Origin of the sequence: Pseudomonas sp. NPDC089554, from assembly GCF_050280645.1 — a bacterium.
Classification (GTDB): Bacteria; Pseudomonadota; Gammaproteobacteria; order Pseudomonadales; family Pseudomonadaceae; genus Aquipseudomonas.
Window position 1 is genome coordinate 23,605 of the sequence record NZ_JBNNVR010000019.1, and the last position, 18,043, is coordinate 41,647.

Consider the following 18,043-nt stretch of genomic DNA (forward strand, 5'->3'; position numbering starts at 1 on the left):
GACAACATGTGGGAACACATAATTTAACATAATATACATTATGCGAACATTCGTATGAACCCACCAGAGCCGTCGCAGCCGAAATCAAAGCCACCCACAAGCCCATTCTCCATTCCTTGCAGCACTGCCCACCAACCCCGATGATGTCAGCTCCAACGCCTCGAGCCACACGCCATGTCGTATCACCCATCCGCCGACCAGATCATCGATCTCTACGACCGTCACGCGACAACCTGGAACACGCTACGCGCCAACCACCTCACAGACAGCAAATGGATCGAGCGCTTCCAGTCGATGCTCGCGCCGAACGCAAAGGTACTCGACCTCGGCTGCGGCTCTGGTCAGCCTGTCGCACGCTACCTGATACACAACGGCCTGGCCGTCACTGGCGTGGATTCTTCACCGCGCATGCTCGCCATCTGCCAAGAACATTCCCCAGGCAACGAATGGATTCACGCAGACATGCGCTGGCTGGACCTGGGCCGCCGATTCGACGCCGTCCTGGCCTGGAACAGCTTCTTTCACCTAAAGCCCGACGACCAGCGCCGGATGTTCCCGGTGTTCGAGCGCCATGCCGTGCCTGGCGCAATCCTGATGTTCACCAGTGGCACCTCGCACGGCGAAGCTTTGGGCGAATTCCAGGGTGAGACCCTTTACCACGCCAGCCTTGACCCTCAGGAATACCGCTCACAGCTACGCGACCATGGTTTCGAGGTGATCGAGCACGTTGTCGAAGACCCGCAGGCCGGTGGTTTGACAGTGTGGCTGGCGTGTCGCCCTGCCTAGAAACAAATAACAAAAAAAATATAACTAAACTAAATATTCATTTAGTTTAGTTATATTTATCATCTCGATCAGCGGCTCATACGCAAGCAGTTGCTACACGCGTAAGTTCATCACCAAACAGGCTGCGCTGGTACACGTACACTCTCCCACCGGTACTGCCTTTATAGGCCTCGATGACATTGCTCGCCGCCACGGGACTGGCCAGGACCACTCGGTAGCCACGGTTGGCTTGCGACAGGTCGGGCTCCTGATGGCCTTCGCGCAGTTTCTCTACGACACAGGTGGAATAGGCTTCCGGCGACTTGGACGTGGTGAGCTCCAGCGTCGGCTGGTTTGGCGTGGATGAGCAGCCCGCCAACACGGCAAGGGCAACGGCCAGGAAAGAGAGGGTCGAGATACGCATCGGACGGATACCCAATAAAGGTCGAGAAAAGGAATGGCGCAATTGTCCGATGCGGCTGTCCGTTATAGAACCGACAAATATCGATGGTAGCTATTACGCCTATCGATAAGTCGGCGTCTCGGTTCTCCCCTTCACGCAACGATCAATGGCTGATCATCCACGGTCGCCCCGCCGCTTTCCCTTTTAGTGCATGGGGGTTGTCCTTGGTCGGCTCGACCTTGCGGCTCGGACCACAACAGCCACAGCCGCTGGGGTGACGCCGGTTTTCCTTGTATTGCTCGACCGTCTGCGGCGCGTGGGCACTGCGTTCGTTGATGGCGATGCCTTTGCGCGTATCGCTTGCCATCGTTGCCAAACCCGGTGCAGACAGAATCACCCGCATGCTCGCAGCCCCACAGCTGGGGCATGGGCACGACGATGCGCTCTCGACCATAGGGCGCAGCGCCTCGAAGTCGCCGCAATAGGCACATTCATATTCGTACAAAGGCATGGTCGTTTCCTCACATTGACCTGGTCTAGTGCAAAAGCGTGCCTGTTCACGGGCTACATGAGCAGGCACACGCCTCGGCGCACCCGGGGCTATTTATCCGGCGCAATCGGCAGGTCGATGCTGCCATCGATGAACTGGGTCGGGCCGCTGGCGCTCGGGTTGATGTCGAACTTGAAGATCTCGGTCGGCAGCCACAAGGTCGCGCAGGCATTGGGAATGTCGACCACGCCACTGATATGCCCCTGCACCGGCGCCGAGCCGAGCAAGGCGTAGCCCTGTGCGGGAGAGTAGCCGAACTTGGTCATGTAGTTGATGGCGTTCAGGCACGCCTGGCGGTAGGCCACGTTGACGTCCAGGTAGTGCTGCTGCCCGGCCTCGTCCACCGAGATGCCTTCGAAGATCAGGTAGTTGTTGTAGTTGGGCACGATGGGGCTGGGCTTGAACACTGGGTTCTTGATGCCGTACTTGGCCATGCCGCCCTTGATCAGCTCGACGCGCATATGCACCCAGCCGGCCATCTCGATGGCGCCGCAGAAGGTGATTTCACCATCGCCCTGGCTGAAGTGCAGGTCGCCTACCGACAGCCCGGCGCCGTCGACGTACACCGGGAAGAACACCTTCGAGCCGCGGGACAGGTCCTTGATATCGCAGTTGCCGCCGTGCTCGCGCGGCGGCACGGTGCGCGCGCCGGTGGCGGCGGCCATGTCCCGCTCTGCGCCCTTGAGCTTGCCCATGTGTGCGGTCTTGGCGAACGGCGGGTTGGCCAGCGGCGGCACACGGCCCGGCTCGGTGTCGATCAGCTCCTGCTCGCGACGGTTCCAGTCGGCGAGCATCTTGTGGTCCGGCAGGCAGCCGATCAGACCGGGGTGGATAAGGCCGGCGAACTCGACGCCCGGAATATGGCGAGAACTGGTCATCATGCCCTTGAAGTCCCAGATGGCTTTTTGCGCCAGAGGGAAATGATCGGTCAGGAAGCCACCGCCGTTCTGCTTCGAGAAGAAGCCGTTGAAGCCCCACTGCGAGTCAGCGCGCGCGCCGATGTCGAGCAGGTCCACCACCAGCAGGTCACCAGGCTCAGCGCCGTGTACACCGACTGGACCGGACAGGTAATGCACGGTGGACAAGTCGACATCGCGCACATCGCTGGCATCGTCGTCGTTCTTGATGGCCCCGGCGGTCCAGTCGTAGGTTTCCAGGATGAAGTCCTCGCCCGGCTTGACCCAGCAGGCCATGGGAATGTCCGGGTGCCAGCGGTTGTGCACCTGCTCGTTCTCGGTGGCGGGCTGGTTGAGGTCGACTTTGATCAACACGTCAGTCATGGGTGTGCTCCTTGGTTTGCTGGTTCAGTCTGTGGCTTGGGGTGGACGGCAGCGGCCTGTTCGCGGGCAAGCGCTCCCCGCCAGGCCGCCGCACGGCGCCTGTGGCTGATGCCTGAATCAATCGGGTGTCGCGCTAGACGGACAGATAGCGGCTGATGGTCGCCTCATCGACATTGGCCCGGGTTTCCTCGATCACGAACCGGCCTTTCTCGATCACCAGGAAGCGGTCGGCGATTTCCAGGGTGAACGACAGCACCTGCTCGGAGACCACGATGGTCAGGTTGCGCAGGCTGCGGATCTCCTTGAGGGTGCGGGCGATGTCTTTGATGATCGAGGGCTGGATGCCTTCGGTGGGCTCGTCCAGCAGCAGCACCTTGGGGTTGGTGGCCAGCGCCCGGGCGATCGCCAGCTGCTGTTGCTGGCCGCCGGAGAGGTTGCCGCCGCGTCGCGCGCGCATGTCGAACAGCACCGGGAACAAGGCATAGAGGTCTTCAGGCACCCTGCCCTTGGCCGATGCCGGCAGGCCGGTCTGGATGTTCTCCAGCACCGTCATCGACGGGAAGATCATCCGCCCCTGGGGCACATAGGCCATGCCATGCGCCACCCGCGAGTGGGTTTCCATGGCCGACACCTCTACCCCATCGACCGCTACCGCGCCGCGCCATTGCGGCAAGATGCCCATCAGGCTCTTGAACAAGGTGGTCTTGCCCATGCCGTTGCGGCCCATGACCGCGACGATTTCCTGTTTTTCCACGACCAGGTCCAGGTCATGGAGGATCTGGCTCTGGCCATAGCCGCAGGCCAACTGATTGATGGTGAACATGCCGCGCTCCTCAGTGGCCCAGGTAGACTTCGATGACTTTCGGGTTGTTCTGCACGGCCTCCATGCTGCCTTCGGCCAGTACTTTGCCTTGGTGCAGCACCGTGACCTTGTGGGCGATGCTCTTGACGAACTCCATGTCGTGCTCGATCACCAGCACCGAACGTCCCTGGCTGATGCGCTTGAGCAACTCGGCGGTCTGCGCCCGCTCGCTGACGCTCATACCGGCCACCGGCTCATCGAGCATCAGCAGCTCCGGGTCTTGCATCAGCAGCATGCCGATCTCCAGCCACTGCTTCTGCCCGTGGGACAACAGCCCCGCCTGTTGCTGCAACAGGTCAGCCAGAAAAATCTGCGCCGCCACTTCGTCGACCCGCGCCGTTACCTCCTGGCTGCGCTTGAAGAACAGCGCACCGAACACCGTGCGACCCTTGGGGAAGGACATTTCCAGGTTCTCGAACACGCTGAGGTTGTCGTAGATCGACGGGGTCTGGAACTTGCGGCCAACCCCGGCCCGCACGATGTCGTACTCCTTCATGCGCGTCAGTTCGCGGTTGTTGAACTGGATGCTGCCGCCGGTGGCGCGGGTCTTGCCGCAGATCAGGTCGAGCACGGTGGTCTTGCCGGCCCCGTTGGGGCCGATGACCACGCGCACCTCGTTGCGGTCGATGTACAGGTTCAGGTCGTCCACGGCCTTGAAGCCATCGAACGACACGGTCAGGCCCTCGATGGCCAGTACCGGCTTGGGCATCTGGAAGCCACTGGTGGCGGTCATGGCTGGGTCTCCATTGAAGGGGTGGCGGCCTTGCTGGCGCTGGATGGCGCGGGTTTGCTGGACGTGGCCACGACAGCCGGCGCCGGACGCTTCCTGAACCGCGCCAGCCATTTGCGCCCATGGCTTTCCCACACACCGGCCAGGCCGTTGGGGAAGTACATCACCACGACGATGAACAGCCCGCCCATCAAGTACAGCCATAGCTCCGGGAAGGATTCGGAAAAGTAGGTCTTGCCGTAGTTGACCAGCAGCGCGCCGTACACCGCACCAAGCAGCGACATGCGCCCGCCGACCGCCGCGAAGATCACCATCTCGATGGACGGCACGATGCCGACGAACGACGGCGACATGAAGCCCACCTGCAAGGCAAACATCGCCCCGCCGATGGCCGAGAAGCCGGCCGCGACGCAGTACACGAACACTTTGAAACTGGCCACGTCATAGCCGGAAAAACGCACCCGCTCTTCCTTGTCGCGCATGGCCATCAACAAACGGCCAAGCTTGGACGCCAGGATGAACTTGCCGATCACGATGCAGCCCAGCAACAGAGCGGCGTTGATGAAATACAGCACGAGCTTGGCGCCATCGCCGCGAATGTCCCAGCCCAGCAGGGTGCGCAGGTCGGTAATGCCATTGACGCCGCCGGTCAGGCCCTGCTGGCCGATGATCAGCACGGTCAGGATCAGCGCGATGGCCTGGGTGACGATGGAGAAGTACACATCCCCTACCCTGCGCTTGAACAGCGCCGCGCCGATCACCAGCGCAAGGATCACCGGCACTGCCACCACCGCGAATAGCGTGAAGCCGAAGCTGTGGAACGGTATCCACAAGGCCGGCAGTTCGGTCAACTGGTTCCAGTCCATGAAATCCGGAATGCCGGGGGTGGACTGGATCTTGGTGCTCTCGGGGTCGCTGGCCTCGAGCTTCAGGAACATCGCCATGCAGTAGCCGCCCAGGCCGAAGAACACCCCCTGCCCCAGGCTGAGGATGCCGCCGTAGCCCCAACACAGGACCAGCCCCACGGCAACGAAGGCGTAGGTCAGGTACTTGCCGACCATGTTCAGGCGAAAGGCATCCAGCACCAGCGGAAACACCACCAGGATCAGAACGGCCAGCACCAGCAGGCCATAAGTGCCCTGGCGCCCGCCCATGAGTTTGTGCAAAGCGTTCATCTGTGCGCCCCTATTTGCGAACTTTGCTGGAGAACAACCCTTGCGGGCGCATCAACAGGATCAGGATCACCGTCGACAGGGTCAGCACCTTGGCCATCGAGCCACTCATGAAGAACTCCGACACCGACTGGGTCTGAGCAATGGCGAAGGCCGAGGCGATGGTGCCGAGCAGGCTTTGCGCGCCGCCGAACACCACGGTGAGGAAGGTGTCGACGATGTACAGCGAGCCGGCGGTAGGCCCGGTGGAGCCAATGGTGGTGAAGGCCGCGCCCGCCACTCCAGCAACGCCACAGCCGAGGGCGAAGGTCATACGGTCGACCTGGCGCGTGTTGATGCCCACGGCCCGGCTCATCACCCGGTTCTGCACCGTGGCCCGTACCTGCAGGCCCCAGCGGGTGCGATACAGCATCAGGAAGATGGCGCCGGTCACCAGTATCGTCAGGCCCATGACGAACAGGCCGTTGCGTGGAATTTCGATGGCGTCGGTCAGGTTCACTGCGCCCATCAGCCAGTCCGGTGGGGTGGCGCTGACTTCACGGGCGCCGAAGATCGAGCGAAACGCCTGCTGCATCACCAGCGACAGGCCCCAGGTCGCCAGCAGCGTGTCCAGCGGGCGGTGGTACAGGCGGCTGATCATCACCCGCTCGACGACCCAGCCGATTGCGGCCGCGACCACGAACGACAGCGCGATGGCGAAAAAGAAATAGTACGGCTGCATCGACGGCAGGTAGTCCCTGACCAGGGTCGAGAGCACGTAGGTGGTGTAGGCGCCGATGGTGAGGAATTCGCCGTGGGCCATGTTGATCACGCCCATCTGGCCGAAAATGATCGCCAGTCCCAGGGCCATGAGCAGCAGCACGCAGAACACGGACAGGCCGTTGAACCCCTGCATGGCGGCGATGGCACCGAAATCAGATAGCCATTGCATGGTGGTCTCTCCTCGGGGTTGTCATGAAGGCTGAACCCGACCAGCGAGCCTCAGGCCAAAGGCTGAGGCTCGCTGCCGCAGTTACTGGTACCCCTTGGGGAAAGGGTTCGGTTCGATCAGGTCAGACTCGTAGATCACCTTGAACTGGCCGTTGGCTTGCACTTCGCCAATGCGCGTCTTGCTCCACAGGTGATGGTTGTCGTGGACCTTCACGTAGCCTTCCGGCGCGGTGTTCAGCTCGATGCTCGGCGAGGCCGCCACCACCTTGTCGATGTCGAAGCTGCCAGCCTTCTCCACCGCCGCCTTCCACAGCCACGGCCCGAGGTAAGCTGCCTGGGTCACGTCGCCCATCACCGCGTCCTTGCCGTACTTGGCCTTGAAGGCATCGACGAAGGCTTTGTTGTTGGGGTTGTCCAGGCTCTGGAAGTACTTCATCGAGGCGTAGAAGCCTTCCATGTTCTCGCCGCCGATGCCGAGCAGTTCATCCTCGGTCACCGACAGGGTCAGCAGGTTCTGCTTGGCGGCGGTGACGCCTGCGGACTTCATCTGCTTGTAGAAGGCCACGTTGGAGCCGCCGACCACGGCGGCGAAGACCACATCGGGCTTCTTCAGCTTGACCTTGTTGATCAACGAGCCGAACTGGGTGTTGCCCAGCGGGTAGTAGTCTTCGCCGACCACGGTGCCCTTGAGCACGTTTTCGATGTGCTTGCGGGCGATCTTCATCGAGGTGCGCGGCCAGATGTAGTCCGAGCCGATCAGGTAGAAGGTCTTGGCGCCCTTCTCTTTCGCGATCCAGTCCAGGCCCGCGAGGATCTGCTGGGTGGCCTCTTGGCCGGTGTAGATCACATTCTTCGACTGCTCCAGGCCCTCATAGAAGGTGGGGTAGTAGAGCAGGCCGTTTTCCTTCTCGAACACTGGCAGCACCGCTTTGCGCGAGGCCGAGGTCCAGCAGCCGAACACCGCCGCCACCTTGTCGCCGGCCAGCAGCTTCTTGGCTTTTTCCGCGAAAGTCGGCCAGTCGGAGGCGCCGTCTTCCTGGATGACCTTGATCTGCCGCCCGAGCACGCCGCCCGAGGCGTTGATCTGCTCGATGGCCAGCCGCTCGGCCTGGATCGAGCCGGTTTCGGAAATGGCCATGGTGCCGGTCGCCGAATGCAGCTGGCCGACCGTCACCTCGGTGGCGGTTACGGCAAGCCCGGTAGTGTTGGCCTCTGCGGCCACGGCCAGTTGCCCGAACACGCTGGCCGCGACCAGTGAAAGCGCCGCCGCGCCCAGGCTCAGGCGTCGAGGGAGAAAGCGTTTTGCAGCAGTCTGAGGTGAATCCATGGTTCCGGCTCCTGTATGGGTCGTCGTGCTCGCCGGCGCTCTGGGGCGCCTTGTCGCGAGTGACTGCCAGCATGGGGGGCGGGCCAAAACCTGTGTATACGCAGCATGACGTAAGCGCATACGTCATTTGACGTAGCGCGCAAACAGCGCCACCCGGTCATGCTGACGCCCGCGAGAACAGGACGCCCAACGCCGGGACGCAGGCGGGCCAAGCGACAGGCATGGATGTTGCTGCTTCAACCTTCCATAGCCCCCGTCAGGAGTTGGCGCCGTGCGACCTTCAGGCCCTCAACGCATCGTCAAGATCCGCCGCGACTACAACAGCCTGGTCGCCGACGAGACCATGGAAGACTACGCCCTGCGCTTCACGCCCAAGGCCTTTCGCAAATGGTCCGAGCTACGTATCGCCAATACCGCGCTGGGCGCTGTGTCGTTCCTGGCCCTGGAGGCGATCGGCGGCGCGCTGGTGATGAGCTACGGCTTCAGCAACACCCTGTGGGCCATTCTCGCAGCCGCGCTGGTGATCTTCCTGACCGGCCTGCCGATCAGCTATTACGCCGCGCGCTATGGCGTGGACATGGACCTGCTGACCCGCGGCGCAGGTTTCGGCTACATCGGCTCGACCATCACCTCGTTGATCTACGCCAGCTTCACCTTCCTGTTCTTCGCCCTGGAAGCGGCGATCATGGCCCTGGCCCTGGAGCTGTATTTCGGCATTCCGCTGGCCCTGGCCTATGTCATCTGTTCGGTGGTGGTGATTCCGCTGGTGGCCTATGGCATTACCCTGATCAACCGCCTGCAGATGTGGTCGCAACCTTTGTGGCTGATCCTGTTGCTGGTGCCCTATGTGTTCGTGATCAGCAAGAACCCGGATGTGCTCAGCGACTTGACCGGTTTCGCCGGCCGCGAGGGCGAAGGCGGCACCGTCAACCTGCTGCTGTTTGGTGCGGCATTCAGTGTCGCGCTGTCATTGGTGACCCAGATCGGTGAACAGGTCGACTACCTGCGCTTTCTGCCCGAGAAAACCGCAGCCAACCGCAAGCGCTGGTGGGCAGCGCTGCTGATGGCCGGACCCGGCTGGATCATTCCCGGTGCCCTGAAGATCATGGCCGGGGCCTTCCTGGCCTTCCTCGCCTTGCAGCACGAGGTGCCCATCGAGCGGGCCATCGAGCCCACGCAGATGTACCTGGTCGCCTTTCACTATGTGTTCGCCTCGCCGGAATGGGCGCTGGCGGCGATGACCCTGTTCGTCATCATTTCCCAGATCAAGATCAACCTGACCAACGCCTACGCAGGCTCCCTGGCCTGGTCGAACTTTTTCGCCCGGGTCACCCACAGCCACCCCGGGCGGGTGGTCTGGCTGGTGTTCAACGTGATCATCGCCCTGGTGCTGATGGAACTGGGCGTGCTCGACGCCATCGAGCAGGTACTGGGGCTGTACGCCAACATCGCCATCGCCTGGATCGGCGCGCTGGTGGCGGACCTGGTGATCAACAAGCCGCTGGGGCTGTCGCCCAAGCACATCGAGTTCAAGCGCGCGCATCTGTACGACATCAACCCGGTCGGCGTCGGCGCCATGTCGATCGCCTCGCTGGCGGCGTTCGGCGCCCATTTCGGCTTGTTTGGCGAAACGGCCCAGGCGGCGCCGCCGCTGATCTCGCTGCTGATCGCCTTGGTGGTGACGCCGCTGCTCGCCTGGCTGACCCGTGGCCGCTACTACATCGCCCGCACCAGCCCTGAAGCCTTGCTATACCCCCGTGGCGCGCAGACCAACCTGCAATGCGGCCTGTGCAACAACGCCTTCGAGACCGCCGACATGGCCTGGTGCCCGGCGTACGGCTCGCCGATCTGCTCGCTGTGCTGTTCGCTGGACGCGCGCTGCGCCGACCGCTGCAAGCAACGGGCGCGCCTGTCGATGCAGTTCGAAGACCTGCTCGGCCGCCTGTTGCCCCGCCTGCCCCGCCGCTACCTGCACACGCGCCTGGCGCAGTACCTGGGCTTGCTGGCGATCCTGGTGCTGGGTTTGTCCGGCGCACTTGCGCTGATCTACAGCCAGGTCGCCCACGCCTTGGTCGACCAGTCGCCAGAGGCCTATCGCACCTTGCTGCTGGCCTTTCTCAAGGCCTTCCTGACCTTCTGCGTGTTCGCCGGGGTGCTCGCCTGGTGGGTGGTGTTGACCCGGGAAAGCCGGCGGGTGGCGCTGGAGGAGTCGGAACGCCAGACCCAGTTGCTGATCCAGGAGATCGAGGCCCACGACAAGACCGACCAGGCGCTACAGGAAGCCAAAGAAGCCTCGGAAGCGGCCAATGCCGCCAAGAGCCGCTATGTCACCGGGCTGTCCCACGAACTGCGCACGCCGCTGAACAGCATTCTGGGCTTTACCCAGATCCTCCAGCGCGACCCGGCCACCCCTGCTCAGCACCAGGACCCGCTGGCGACCATCCTGCGCAGCAGCTCGCATTTGCTGTCGTTGATCGACGGGCTGCTGGACGTGGCCAAGATCGAGGCCGGCAAGCTGCGCCTGGAACCCTCGGAGATTCTCTTGCAGCAGTTCTTGAGCGACCTGGAGCAGATGTTCGCCGGCACCGCGCGGGAAAAAGGCCTGGGCTTTCGCCTGGACCTGGTCGGACGCATGCCGACGGTGGTGCGCGGCGACGAGAAGCGGGTGCGGCAGATCCTCATCAACCTGCTGGGCAACGCGGTCAATTTCACCGACAGCGGCGAGGTGTGCCTGCGCGTCAGCTACCGCCGGGAAACGGCGATTTTCGAGGTGATCGACAGCGGTATCGGTATCGCGCCGGAGCAGATCGAGCGCATCTTCCAACCGTTCGAACGCGGTGGCCTGGAACGCCAGGACAAAGGCGTGGGCCTGGGCCTGACCATCACGCGGATGCTGACATCGCTGATGGGTGGGGCCTTGTCGGTCACCAGCCAGCCCGGCGAAGGCACGCGTTTCCAGGTGCGCCTGTTTCTCTCGGAAGTGCGGGTACCCAAGGCGGTCATCGCGCTCGACCACGACGTGGTCGGCTACGAAGGCGAACGCCAGCGCATCCTAGTGGTGGACGATCATATCGAGCACCGCAAGGTCATCGCCGGCCTGCTTGGCCCGCTGGGTTTCGACATGATCGAGGCGGCCAATGGCCACGAAGCCATTCGGCAAGTGTCCCTGCACCACCCGGACCTGATCCTGATGGACCTGTCGATGCCGGACATGGACGGCTGGCAGACCCTGCGCCTGATTCGCCGCAACGCCTTGTCCCAGGCGCCGGTGATCGTGCTGTCGGCCAACGCCAATGCCTTTACCGACGACAAGGACAGCGACCTGGCGTGCATGGAGCACGACTACCTGGCCAAGCCTGTACACCTGCAACAACTGCTCGACCTGCTCGCCCGAAACCTGCAACTGCGCTGGCAACGCCGACCCTTGACCGTCCAGGCCAGCGAGCCGCCGTGCAAACTGCCGCCGCGCAAGGACCTCGAGGAACTCTACGAGCTGTGCGGGCTTGGCTACATGCGCGGTATCCAGCAAAAACTGGACCTGCTCGAATGCAGCAGCACCGACAGCGCCGCGTTCGTCGCCAGGCTGCGCACCCTGGCCAAGGGCTTTCGCCTGGATGAACTCAGCCAGCAACTGAAGGAGGCCCTCAATGAGCGCCCTGACCTCACCCGCTGATCACGGCGTGATCCTGATCGTCGACGACACCCCGGACAACCTCGCGCTGCTCTCCGATGCCCTGGACGCTGCTGGCTACATGGTTTTGGTGGCCCTGGACGGCAGCAGTGCGCTGAGCCGCCTGCAACGCAGGCGCCCCGACCTGATCCTGCTCGACGCCATGATGCCCGGGCTCGACGGTTTCGAAACCTGCCGACGCATCAAGCAGCAGCCCGACACGGCCGACATTCCGGTGCTATTCATGACCGCGCTGACCGACAGCGAGCATGTGGTGGAAGGGTTCGAGGCCGGTGCCATCGACTATGTCACCAAGCCAATCCAGTGCACCGAAGTGCTCGCCCGGGTAGCCTCACACCTGCGCACCGCACGCATCCTGCAGGCGGCGCGGCAAGCCTCGCAACCCATCGGCCTGGACCATGCCCCGGCCTACGGCACGCTGTCGCGCCGCTTCCAGCTCACCGAGCGCGAGGTCGAAGTGTTGCGCTGGGTGAGCTGCGGCAAGACCAACAAGGACATCGCCGATATCTTGCAACTCAGCCCACGCACGGTGAACAAGCACTTGGAGCATGTGTTCATCAAGCTGGGGGTCGAGACCCGTACGGCGGCTATGTCAGTGGCGCTGGCGGCGATGGCAGAACGGGTGTGATTCGACCGCTGATGCCGCGTCTATTGCCCCACCACTTCCAACACGAACGCCAGGAACGCTCGAACTTTGGCCGGCGGGTTGTGCCGCGACGGGTACAACGCATACAACGGAAACACTTCATCCGGCCAATCGGCGAACAACTCCACCAGACGACCTTCAGCCAGCAACAGTTCCGAGCCCAGCGCCATTACCTGGGCCACGCCATACCCAGCCAGGCAGGTGCTGTGCAAACTGCCGGCATCGTTGACCAGCAGTTGCCCGCGTGTGTCGACCTCGACGCGCTCTTGGGCGCGGTGAAACTCCCAGGGAAACGGACGACCACTCTGCGGATCGCGAAACTGGATGCAACGATGCTCGGTCAGTTCAGCAGGCGTGCGTGGCCAACCGAAGCGCTTGAGGTAGGCCGGTGCCGCCACCGTGAGAATGCGGGTATCAAGCAGCTTGCGCGCCACTAGGCTGGAGGCCCGCGGTTCGCCGAAGCGCACGGCTAGGTCGAAACCGTCCGCGACCATGTCGCCAAGACGATCGCGGGTGATCAGCTCGAGTTCCAGCTGCGGGTGCGCATCGAGAAACCCTCCGAGCGCGGGCCCTAGCATCAGGCGAGCGAAGAACGGGTCGACATTGACCCGCAGGCGCCCACGCACAACCTGCGCCCCTGCGGTCACCGAGGTAGCCGCCTCATCCAGCGCTGCCAGCAACGGCACTACCTGTTCGTACAGGCGTCGGCCTTCATCAGTCAGCGTGACCGAACGCGTGGTGCGGTCGAACAGACGAATACCCAGTCGCTTTTCCAACCGTGCCAGTGCGCGGCTGATCCCTGGTTGCGACATGTCCATGACATCGCCGGCAGCCGCAAAGCTGCCGCTGTCGGCAATGGCCACGAATACGCTCATGCCGTTGAGGCTGCGTTCATCAAAGCCCATATTTATGCCGTTATGTCATTTATTAAATGACAGTGATGTTATCGATTAATCAATTGCTGCACCACACACTGGCTCTCATCGCGGCACTGCGCCGCGCTCAATCGGAGCCCCTCTATGTACGTCATCACTGGTATCACCGGCCAAGTCGCCAGCACCGTCGCTCGCAACCTGCTCGCCGCAGGCAAGGAGGTGCGCGCCGTGGTGCGCGATGCTGCCAAGGGCGAGTCCTGGCTGGCGGAAGGCTGCCGCGTAGCGATTGCCGACATGCATGACCGCCCCGCTCTGATCCAGGCATTTTCCGGTGCCGAGGGTGTTTTCGTGCTGTTGCCACCGAACTTCGACCCTAGCCCCGACTACCCTGAAACCCGTGCCATCATTGCCAACCTGCACGCAGCATTGCGTACCTGCGCTCCCCGCAAGGTTGTGTGCCTGTCGACCATCGGCGCCCAGGCCGACCAGCCCAACCTGCTGTCGCAACTCGGCGAGATGGAACGCCAGCTGGGGCAGTTGCCGATACCGGTGACATTCCTGCGCGCTGGCTGGTTCATGGAAAACAGCCTGTGGGATATCGCCCCGGCCCGTGACGAAGGCGTACTGCACAGCTTCCTGCAACCGCTGGACAAACCGGTGTCAATGGTCGCCACGGCCGATATCGGCCGCACGGCAGCGGCATTGTTGCAAGAAGACTGGCACGGCGTGCGCGTGATCGAACTGGAAGGCCCGCAGCGCATCACCCCGCTGGAGCTGGCCAGTACCCTAGGCCGCCTGCTGGGTCGCGAGGTGAAGGCCCAAGCCGTGCCGCGTCAGGCCTGGGAACAGTTGTTTCGCGACCAGGGCATGCATAACCCGCTACCGCGCATGCAAATGCTCGACGGCTTCAACCAGGGTTGGATCGACTTCGCAGGTACACCGCGCCGGGGCAGCACTGCACTAGAGACGGTACTGGCCGGGTTGGTCGAACGTAAGGTTTGAATGCGTCGAGGGCCACTCCGGTTGACGCTTTCCCCCATAAATGCTCAGATGCGCCCCTTGTTCCAGGTGTCCCCTGCCGCCGTGCAGGGGATTAAACGGGAAGCCGGTGCCTCGCCTTGCGAGTAGTCCGGCGCTGCCCCCGCAACGGTAAGCGAGCGATGCATTCGATACACCACTGTGCCAGCCGGCATGGGAAGGTGAATGCCTCATGCCCCTCGCAAGCCCGGAGACCGGCCTGGTACAGCAATTGGCAACTCCCGCGGTGGGCGGGCGCGGGCCGGTGTTCGCGGCATACCCTTGCCATCGAGCCCTCCAGCGCGTCCTCCGTTCGGGTCGAACTCACCTTGCAACGGTCGCAACGCCATGTCCTCCCTTACTTTGCGCATCGAAGACCTGCACTGGGCACCCGGCCCGGGCCAGGCAACGCTGCTCGAAGGCATCGACCTTGCCGTCGGCGCTGGCGAATTCGTCGGCCTGATCGGCCCCAACGGCAGTGGCAAGACCAGCCTGCTGCGCTGCGCCTACCGCTTCAACCGCCCGCACCAGGGGCGCGTGGCACTCGCTGGCGAAGATATCTGGCAGCGCCCACCGCGCTGGGCTGCCCAGCGCATTGCAGTGATGCTGCAAGAGTTTCCCGAAGACTTCGGCCTGAGCGTGCGCGATGTCGTGGCCATGGGCCGCACGCCACACCTGGGGTGGCTGGAAGGCGACCGCGAGCCAGGCCTGGTCGATAGCACCCTGGCCCGACTGCAACTGGACACCCTGGCCGACCAGGCTTTCACACGTCTGTCTGGCGGCGAGAAGCAACGGGTGCTGCTGGCCCGGGCGCTGGTGCAGCAACCCCAGCTGCTGATTCTCGACGAGCCGACCAACCACCTCGACCCACGTTTCCAGCTCGCGCTGCTGCAACAACTGCGCGGCACCGGCCTGAGCCTGCTGGCCAGCTTCCACGACCTGAACCTGGCGGCGGCCTTCTGCGACCGCCTGTACGTCATCGACGCCGGGCGCATCGTCGCCCACGGCACGCCGCACCAGGTGCTGACCGAACACTGCCTGGCCGAGGTGTTCGGCGTGCAGGCGCTGGTCGACCGCCACCCGCTGGCCTCCCACCCACGCATTACCTGGATCACCCCCGCATGAAAGCCCTGCTCCCCTGCCTGGCCCTGATGGCCGCCCTGCCCCTCGCCGCTCAGGCCAGCAACTACCCGCTGACCGTGCGCAGTTGCGAACGCGACGTCACCTTCACCCAGGCGCCGACCCGCGCGGTCAGCCACGACATCAACCTCACTGGCATGCTCCTGGCCCTGGGCCTGCGCGAGCACATGGTCGGCTACAGCGGTATCAGCGGCTGGAAGACCCTAGACCCGGCGCTGCGCAAGGCCTTGGAGGGCCTGCCGGAAATCGCCCCGCGTTATGCCTCGGTGGAGAACCTGCTGGAGGTGAACGCCGACCTGCTGTTCGCCGGCTGGAACTACGGCATGCGTATTGGCGGGCCGGTCACGCCGCAGACCCTGGCGCCGTTCGACATCCCGGTGTACGAACTGAGCGAATCCTGTTCGTGGATCATGCCGCAACGTTCGGCAAGCCTCGAGGATCTGTACCGTGACCTGGACAACCTCGGGCGCATCTTCGACGTGCGCGAACGCGCGCAGGCGCTGGTCGCCCAACTACGCCAGCGGGTCGAGCAGGTGAGTAAGGCGCTGGCCAAGACCGCCGAGCGGCCACGAGTGTTCCTCTACGACAGCGGTGAAGACCGCCCCACCACCTCCGGGCGCCTGGGCATGCCGCAGGCGCTGATCGCCACGGCCGGTGGCGACAATGTGATGGCCGACGTGGCGGCCAGCTGGACCCAGGTTGGCTGGGAAAGCGTGGTAGAGCGCGACCCCGAGGTGATCGTGATCGTCGACTACGGCCCCACCAGTTGGCAGCAGAAGCGTGACTTCCTGTTGCAGCACCCCGCCCTGGGCGGCGTCGAGGCCATTCGCAAGCAGCGCTTCGTGGTGCTGTCATATCTGCAAGTAACGCCGTCGGTGGAGAACGCTGCGGCCATTGAAACCCTGGCTGCGGCCCTGCACCCGCAATTGATCGCGCAGGCACCGCGCTGATGCCTGTGCGTAACCCCGTGGCTTACCGTTGGTTGATCATCGCACTGTTTGCCGCACTGCTGCTGTCATGCCTGCTGTCGCTAGGCTTCGGTGCAGCCCAGGTGCCATTGGCCAAGGTCGCGGGCATCGTGTTGCAGAACGTCGGCCTGGGTGATGGCGGCGACTTCAGCCGTGGCCAGGCGCAGATCGTCTGGCAGATCCGCGCCCCACGTGTGTTGCTGGGCGCGTTGGTGGGTGCCGGCTTGGTGCTGGTCGGTGGGGCGTTGCAGGCGGTGACCCGCAACCCGCTGGCCGACCCACACCTGCTCGGTGTCAGCGCGGGTGCGGTGTTCGGCGCAGTCATGGTGGTGCTGTTCCTGGGTCAGTTCGCGGGCGTCTTCAGCTTGCCGCTGGCGGCCTTCCTTGGCGCGCTGGGCAGCATGCTGCTGGTGCTGGGCGTGGCCAGCCGGGGTGGACGCTTGGAAAGCGATCGCCTGCTGTTGGCCGGGGTAGCGGTGTCGTTCGTGGTGATGGCGGCGGCCAACCTGCTGCTGTACACCGGCGACCCGCACGCCACCAGTTCGGTGATGTTCTGGATGCTCGGTGGATTAGGCCTGGCGCAGTGGTCGCTGCTATGGCTGCCAGCGCTTTGCGTGATGGCGGGCTTTGTCGTACTGATGAGCCTGGCACGAGCCCTGAATGCACTGATGAGCGGCGAGCAGACCGCTGTGAGCCTGGGCTTCGACACGCGTCGGGTACGTGCCCAGGTGTTCATTGGCAGCGCTTTGTTGACTGGGGTGCTGGTGTCGTTGTCCGGTGCCATCGGCTTCGTCGGCCTGATGCTGCCCCACGTGGCCAGGCGCCTGGTAGGCGCCGAGCATCGTCGCCTGCTGCCGGTGTGTGCGTTGCTGGGCGCGCTGTTCATGGTGTGGGTGGATGTGGGTGCACGGACCCTGATCGCACCTCAGGACCTGCCGATCGGCATCGCCACCGCCGCCATCGGTGGCTTGTTCTTCATCGTGCTGCTGCGCAGGAAGGCTTAACAGCAGCGCGTGTTGCACTGGCGCTTGCCATAGCGCGCTTCCTGGCGTTCGCGGAAAAATTCCTTCTGGCTCATCACCGGCTCGCCGGGATGGTTGGCCTTGCGCAGGGCCACGTACTGCTCGTAGTCAGGCATGCCCACCAGCAGGCGGGTGAACCGGCCCAACCATTGGATGGCGCGTTGGAGTTTGTTGCTGGACATGGACGGTGCTCCGTGTGCACGTGCGTGAAGGTAGACATCATGAGACCTCGCGCGTGTATCGGCAATGTGTCGGGCCGCGAAGTTTTTGTATTGTTTTGTAGCAGGTTCCCTACCTGTCGAGGACAGGCGGTCATTGCCGTTAATCCTGGGAAAATCCTGCCTGCCCATTATCGGCCTCGTTCGGCGTATTGCACGCCTTCGATCAATCGATGATGGAGAACTGCCCCATGAAAGCCCTTACTTTCGCCCTTACCCTGCTGGCTGCCACCACCGTCACCTCTGCGTTCGCCGAAGGCGGCTCCGACCGCCTCAAGGAGCGCAGCGACCAGTGGGCGATGCAACGCCAGCAACAGCAACAGGAGGCCGTGGCCAAGCGCGACGCTCAGCCAGCGCCACAAACCCAGGGCAGCACCGAACGCCCTGCCTCTTGACCACGCCACACGGGGCGTAGGCATGCGCTTTCAAAGCGGGGCGGATCTGTGT

18 protein-coding genes and 1 riboswitch are annotated in these 18,043 nt (G+C 63.5%); of the genes, 8 read left to right on the forward strand and 10 right to left on the reverse strand.

The window, feature by feature from the left end; all coding sequences use genetic code 11:
• The first annotated feature begins 174 nt into the window (after nucleotides 1-174).
• Nucleotides 175-786: a class I SAM-dependent DNA methyltransferase gene (locus tag ACQKPE_RS08515; RefSeq protein WP_427664896.1), complete on the forward strand. Its 612-nt coding sequence runs from the start codon at nucleotides 175-177 to the stop codon at nucleotides 784-786.
• A gap of 76 nt (nucleotides 787-862) precedes the next feature.
• Here ACQKPE_RS08515 and ACQKPE_RS08520 read toward each other — a convergent pair whose 3' ends face one another.
• The 8 genes from ACQKPE_RS08520 to urtA all read right to left on the reverse strand — a co-directional run bounded on the left by ACQKPE_RS08520 (nucleotide 863) and on the right by urtA (nucleotide 8,019).
• Nucleotides 863-1,189, reverse strand: a complete 327-nt coding sequence (locus ACQKPE_RS08520; protein ID WP_427664898.1) for a hypothetical protein — start codon at nucleotides 1,187-1,189, stop codon at nucleotides 863-865.
• A gap of 142 nt (nucleotides 1,190-1,331) precedes the next feature.
• Nucleotides 1,332-1,679, reverse strand: coding sequence for an FmdB family zinc ribbon protein (locus ACQKPE_RS08525; protein ID WP_427664900.1), 348 nt, complete (start codon nucleotides 1,677-1,679; stop codon nucleotides 1,332-1,334).
• Nucleotides 1,680-1,768: 89 nt separating this feature from the next.
• On the reverse strand, nucleotides 1,769-2,998 hold the full coding sequence (gene fmdA / locus ACQKPE_RS08530) for a formamidase (RefSeq protein ID WP_427664902.1): 1,230 nt from the start codon (nucleotides 2,996-2,998) through the stop codon (nucleotides 1,769-1,771).
• Nucleotides 2,999-3,131: 133 nt separating this feature from the next.
• Nucleotides 3,132-3,821, reverse strand: coding sequence for an urea ABC transporter ATP-binding subunit UrtE (gene urtE, locus ACQKPE_RS08535; RefSeq protein WP_427664904.1), 690 nt, complete (start codon nucleotides 3,819-3,821; stop codon nucleotides 3,132-3,134).
• 10 nt (nucleotides 3,822-3,831) lie between these two features.
• Complete coding sequence (gene urtD / locus ACQKPE_RS08540) at nucleotides 3,832-4,593, reverse strand: urea ABC transporter ATP-binding protein UrtD (RefSeq protein WP_427664906.1); 762 nt, start codon at nucleotides 4,591-4,593, stop codon at nucleotides 3,832-3,834.
• On the reverse strand, nucleotides 4,590-5,765 hold the full coding sequence (gene urtC / locus ACQKPE_RS08545; protein WP_427664907.1) for an urea ABC transporter permease subunit UrtC: 1,176 nt from the start codon (nucleotides 5,763-5,765) through the stop codon (nucleotides 4,590-4,592). The genes urtD and urtC overlap by 4 nt, the downstream gene beginning before the upstream one ends.
• A 10-nt stretch (nucleotides 5,766-5,775) precedes the next feature.
• Nucleotides 5,776-6,693, reverse strand: coding sequence for an urea ABC transporter permease subunit UrtB (urtB, locus tag ACQKPE_RS08550; protein ID WP_427664909.1), 918 nt, complete (start codon nucleotides 6,691-6,693; stop codon nucleotides 5,776-5,778).
• Nucleotides 6,694-6,774: 81 nt separating this feature from the next.
• Complete coding sequence (urtA, locus tag ACQKPE_RS08555; RefSeq protein ID WP_427664911.1) at nucleotides 6,775-8,019, reverse strand: urea ABC transporter substrate-binding protein; 1,245 nt, start codon at nucleotides 8,017-8,019, stop codon at nucleotides 6,775-6,777.
• A gap of 271 nt (nucleotides 8,020-8,290) precedes the next feature.
• On the opposite strand from urtA, the gene ACQKPE_RS08560 reads away from it, so the two are divergent.
• Together ACQKPE_RS08560 and ACQKPE_RS08565 are read left to right on the forward strand one after the other, a co-directional pair.
• Entirely contained in the window at nucleotides 8,291-11,692 is a 3,402-nt protein-coding gene (locus tag ACQKPE_RS08560) for an ATP-binding protein (RefSeq protein WP_427664913.1), read from the forward strand.
• On the forward strand, nucleotides 11,667-12,338 hold the full coding sequence (locus ACQKPE_RS08565; protein ID WP_427664914.1) for a response regulator: 672 nt from the start codon (nucleotides 11,667-11,669) through the stop codon (nucleotides 12,336-12,338). Before ACQKPE_RS08560 ends, ACQKPE_RS08565 begins: the two co-directional genes overlap by 26 nt.
• A gap of 20 nt (nucleotides 12,339-12,358) precedes the next feature.
• Here ACQKPE_RS08565 and ACQKPE_RS08570 read toward each other — a convergent pair whose 3' ends face one another.
• Nucleotides 12,359-13,261, reverse strand: a complete 903-nt coding sequence (locus ACQKPE_RS08570) for a LysR substrate-binding domain-containing protein (protein ID WP_427664916.1) — start codon at nucleotides 13,259-13,261, stop codon at nucleotides 12,359-12,361.
• 114 nt (nucleotides 13,262-13,375) lie between these two features.
• Between ACQKPE_RS08570 and ACQKPE_RS08575 the strand changes: the two genes are divergently transcribed.
• The 4 genes from ACQKPE_RS08575 (at nucleotide 13,376) to ACQKPE_RS08590 (ending at nucleotide 17,360) form a co-directional block, all read left to right on the forward strand.
• The gene (locus tag ACQKPE_RS08575) at nucleotides 13,376-14,233 is read left to right on the forward strand and encodes an NmrA family NAD(P)-binding protein (RefSeq protein ID WP_427664918.1); all 858 of its coding nucleotides are present in this window, start codon (nucleotides 13,376-13,378) and stop codon (nucleotides 14,231-14,233) included.
• A gap of 47 nt (nucleotides 14,234-14,280) precedes the next feature.
• Nucleotides 14,281-14,486: riboswitch (cobalamin riboswitch) on the forward strand.
• A gap of 110 nt (nucleotides 14,487-14,596) precedes the next feature.
• Nucleotides 14,597-15,373: an ABC transporter ATP-binding protein gene (locus tag ACQKPE_RS08580; protein WP_427664920.1), complete on the forward strand. Its 777-nt coding sequence runs from the start codon at nucleotides 14,597-14,599 to the stop codon at nucleotides 15,371-15,373.
• Nucleotides 15,370-16,338 (forward strand): ABC transporter substrate-binding protein, encoded by a 969-nt coding sequence (locus ACQKPE_RS08585; protein ID WP_427664922.1) that lies wholly within the window; start codon nucleotides 15,370-15,372, stop codon nucleotides 16,336-16,338. The genes ACQKPE_RS08580 and ACQKPE_RS08585 overlap by 4 nt, the downstream gene beginning before the upstream one ends.
• A complete protein-coding gene (locus ACQKPE_RS08590) occupies nucleotides 16,338-17,360 on the forward strand; it encodes a FecCD family ABC transporter permease (protein ID WP_427664924.1) in 1,023 nt (340 codons plus the stop codon). Before ACQKPE_RS08585 ends, ACQKPE_RS08590 begins: the two co-directional genes overlap by 1 nt.
• Here the strand turns inward: ACQKPE_RS08590 and ACQKPE_RS08595 are convergent.
• The gene (locus tag ACQKPE_RS08595; RefSeq protein WP_427664926.1) at nucleotides 17,357-17,560 is read right to left on the reverse strand and encodes a YbdD/YjiX family protein; all 204 of its coding nucleotides are present in this window, start codon (nucleotides 17,558-17,560) and stop codon (nucleotides 17,357-17,359) included. The genes ACQKPE_RS08590 and ACQKPE_RS08595 overlap by 4 nt on opposite strands.
• 227 nt (nucleotides 17,561-17,787) lie before the next feature.
• On the opposite strand from ACQKPE_RS08595, the gene ACQKPE_RS08600 reads away from it, so the two are divergent.
• A complete protein-coding gene (locus ACQKPE_RS08600) occupies nucleotides 17,788-17,991 on the forward strand; it encodes a hypothetical protein (RefSeq protein WP_427664928.1) in 204 nt (67 codons plus the stop codon).
• The last annotated feature ends 52 nt before the right edge of the window (nucleotides 17,992-18,043 follow it).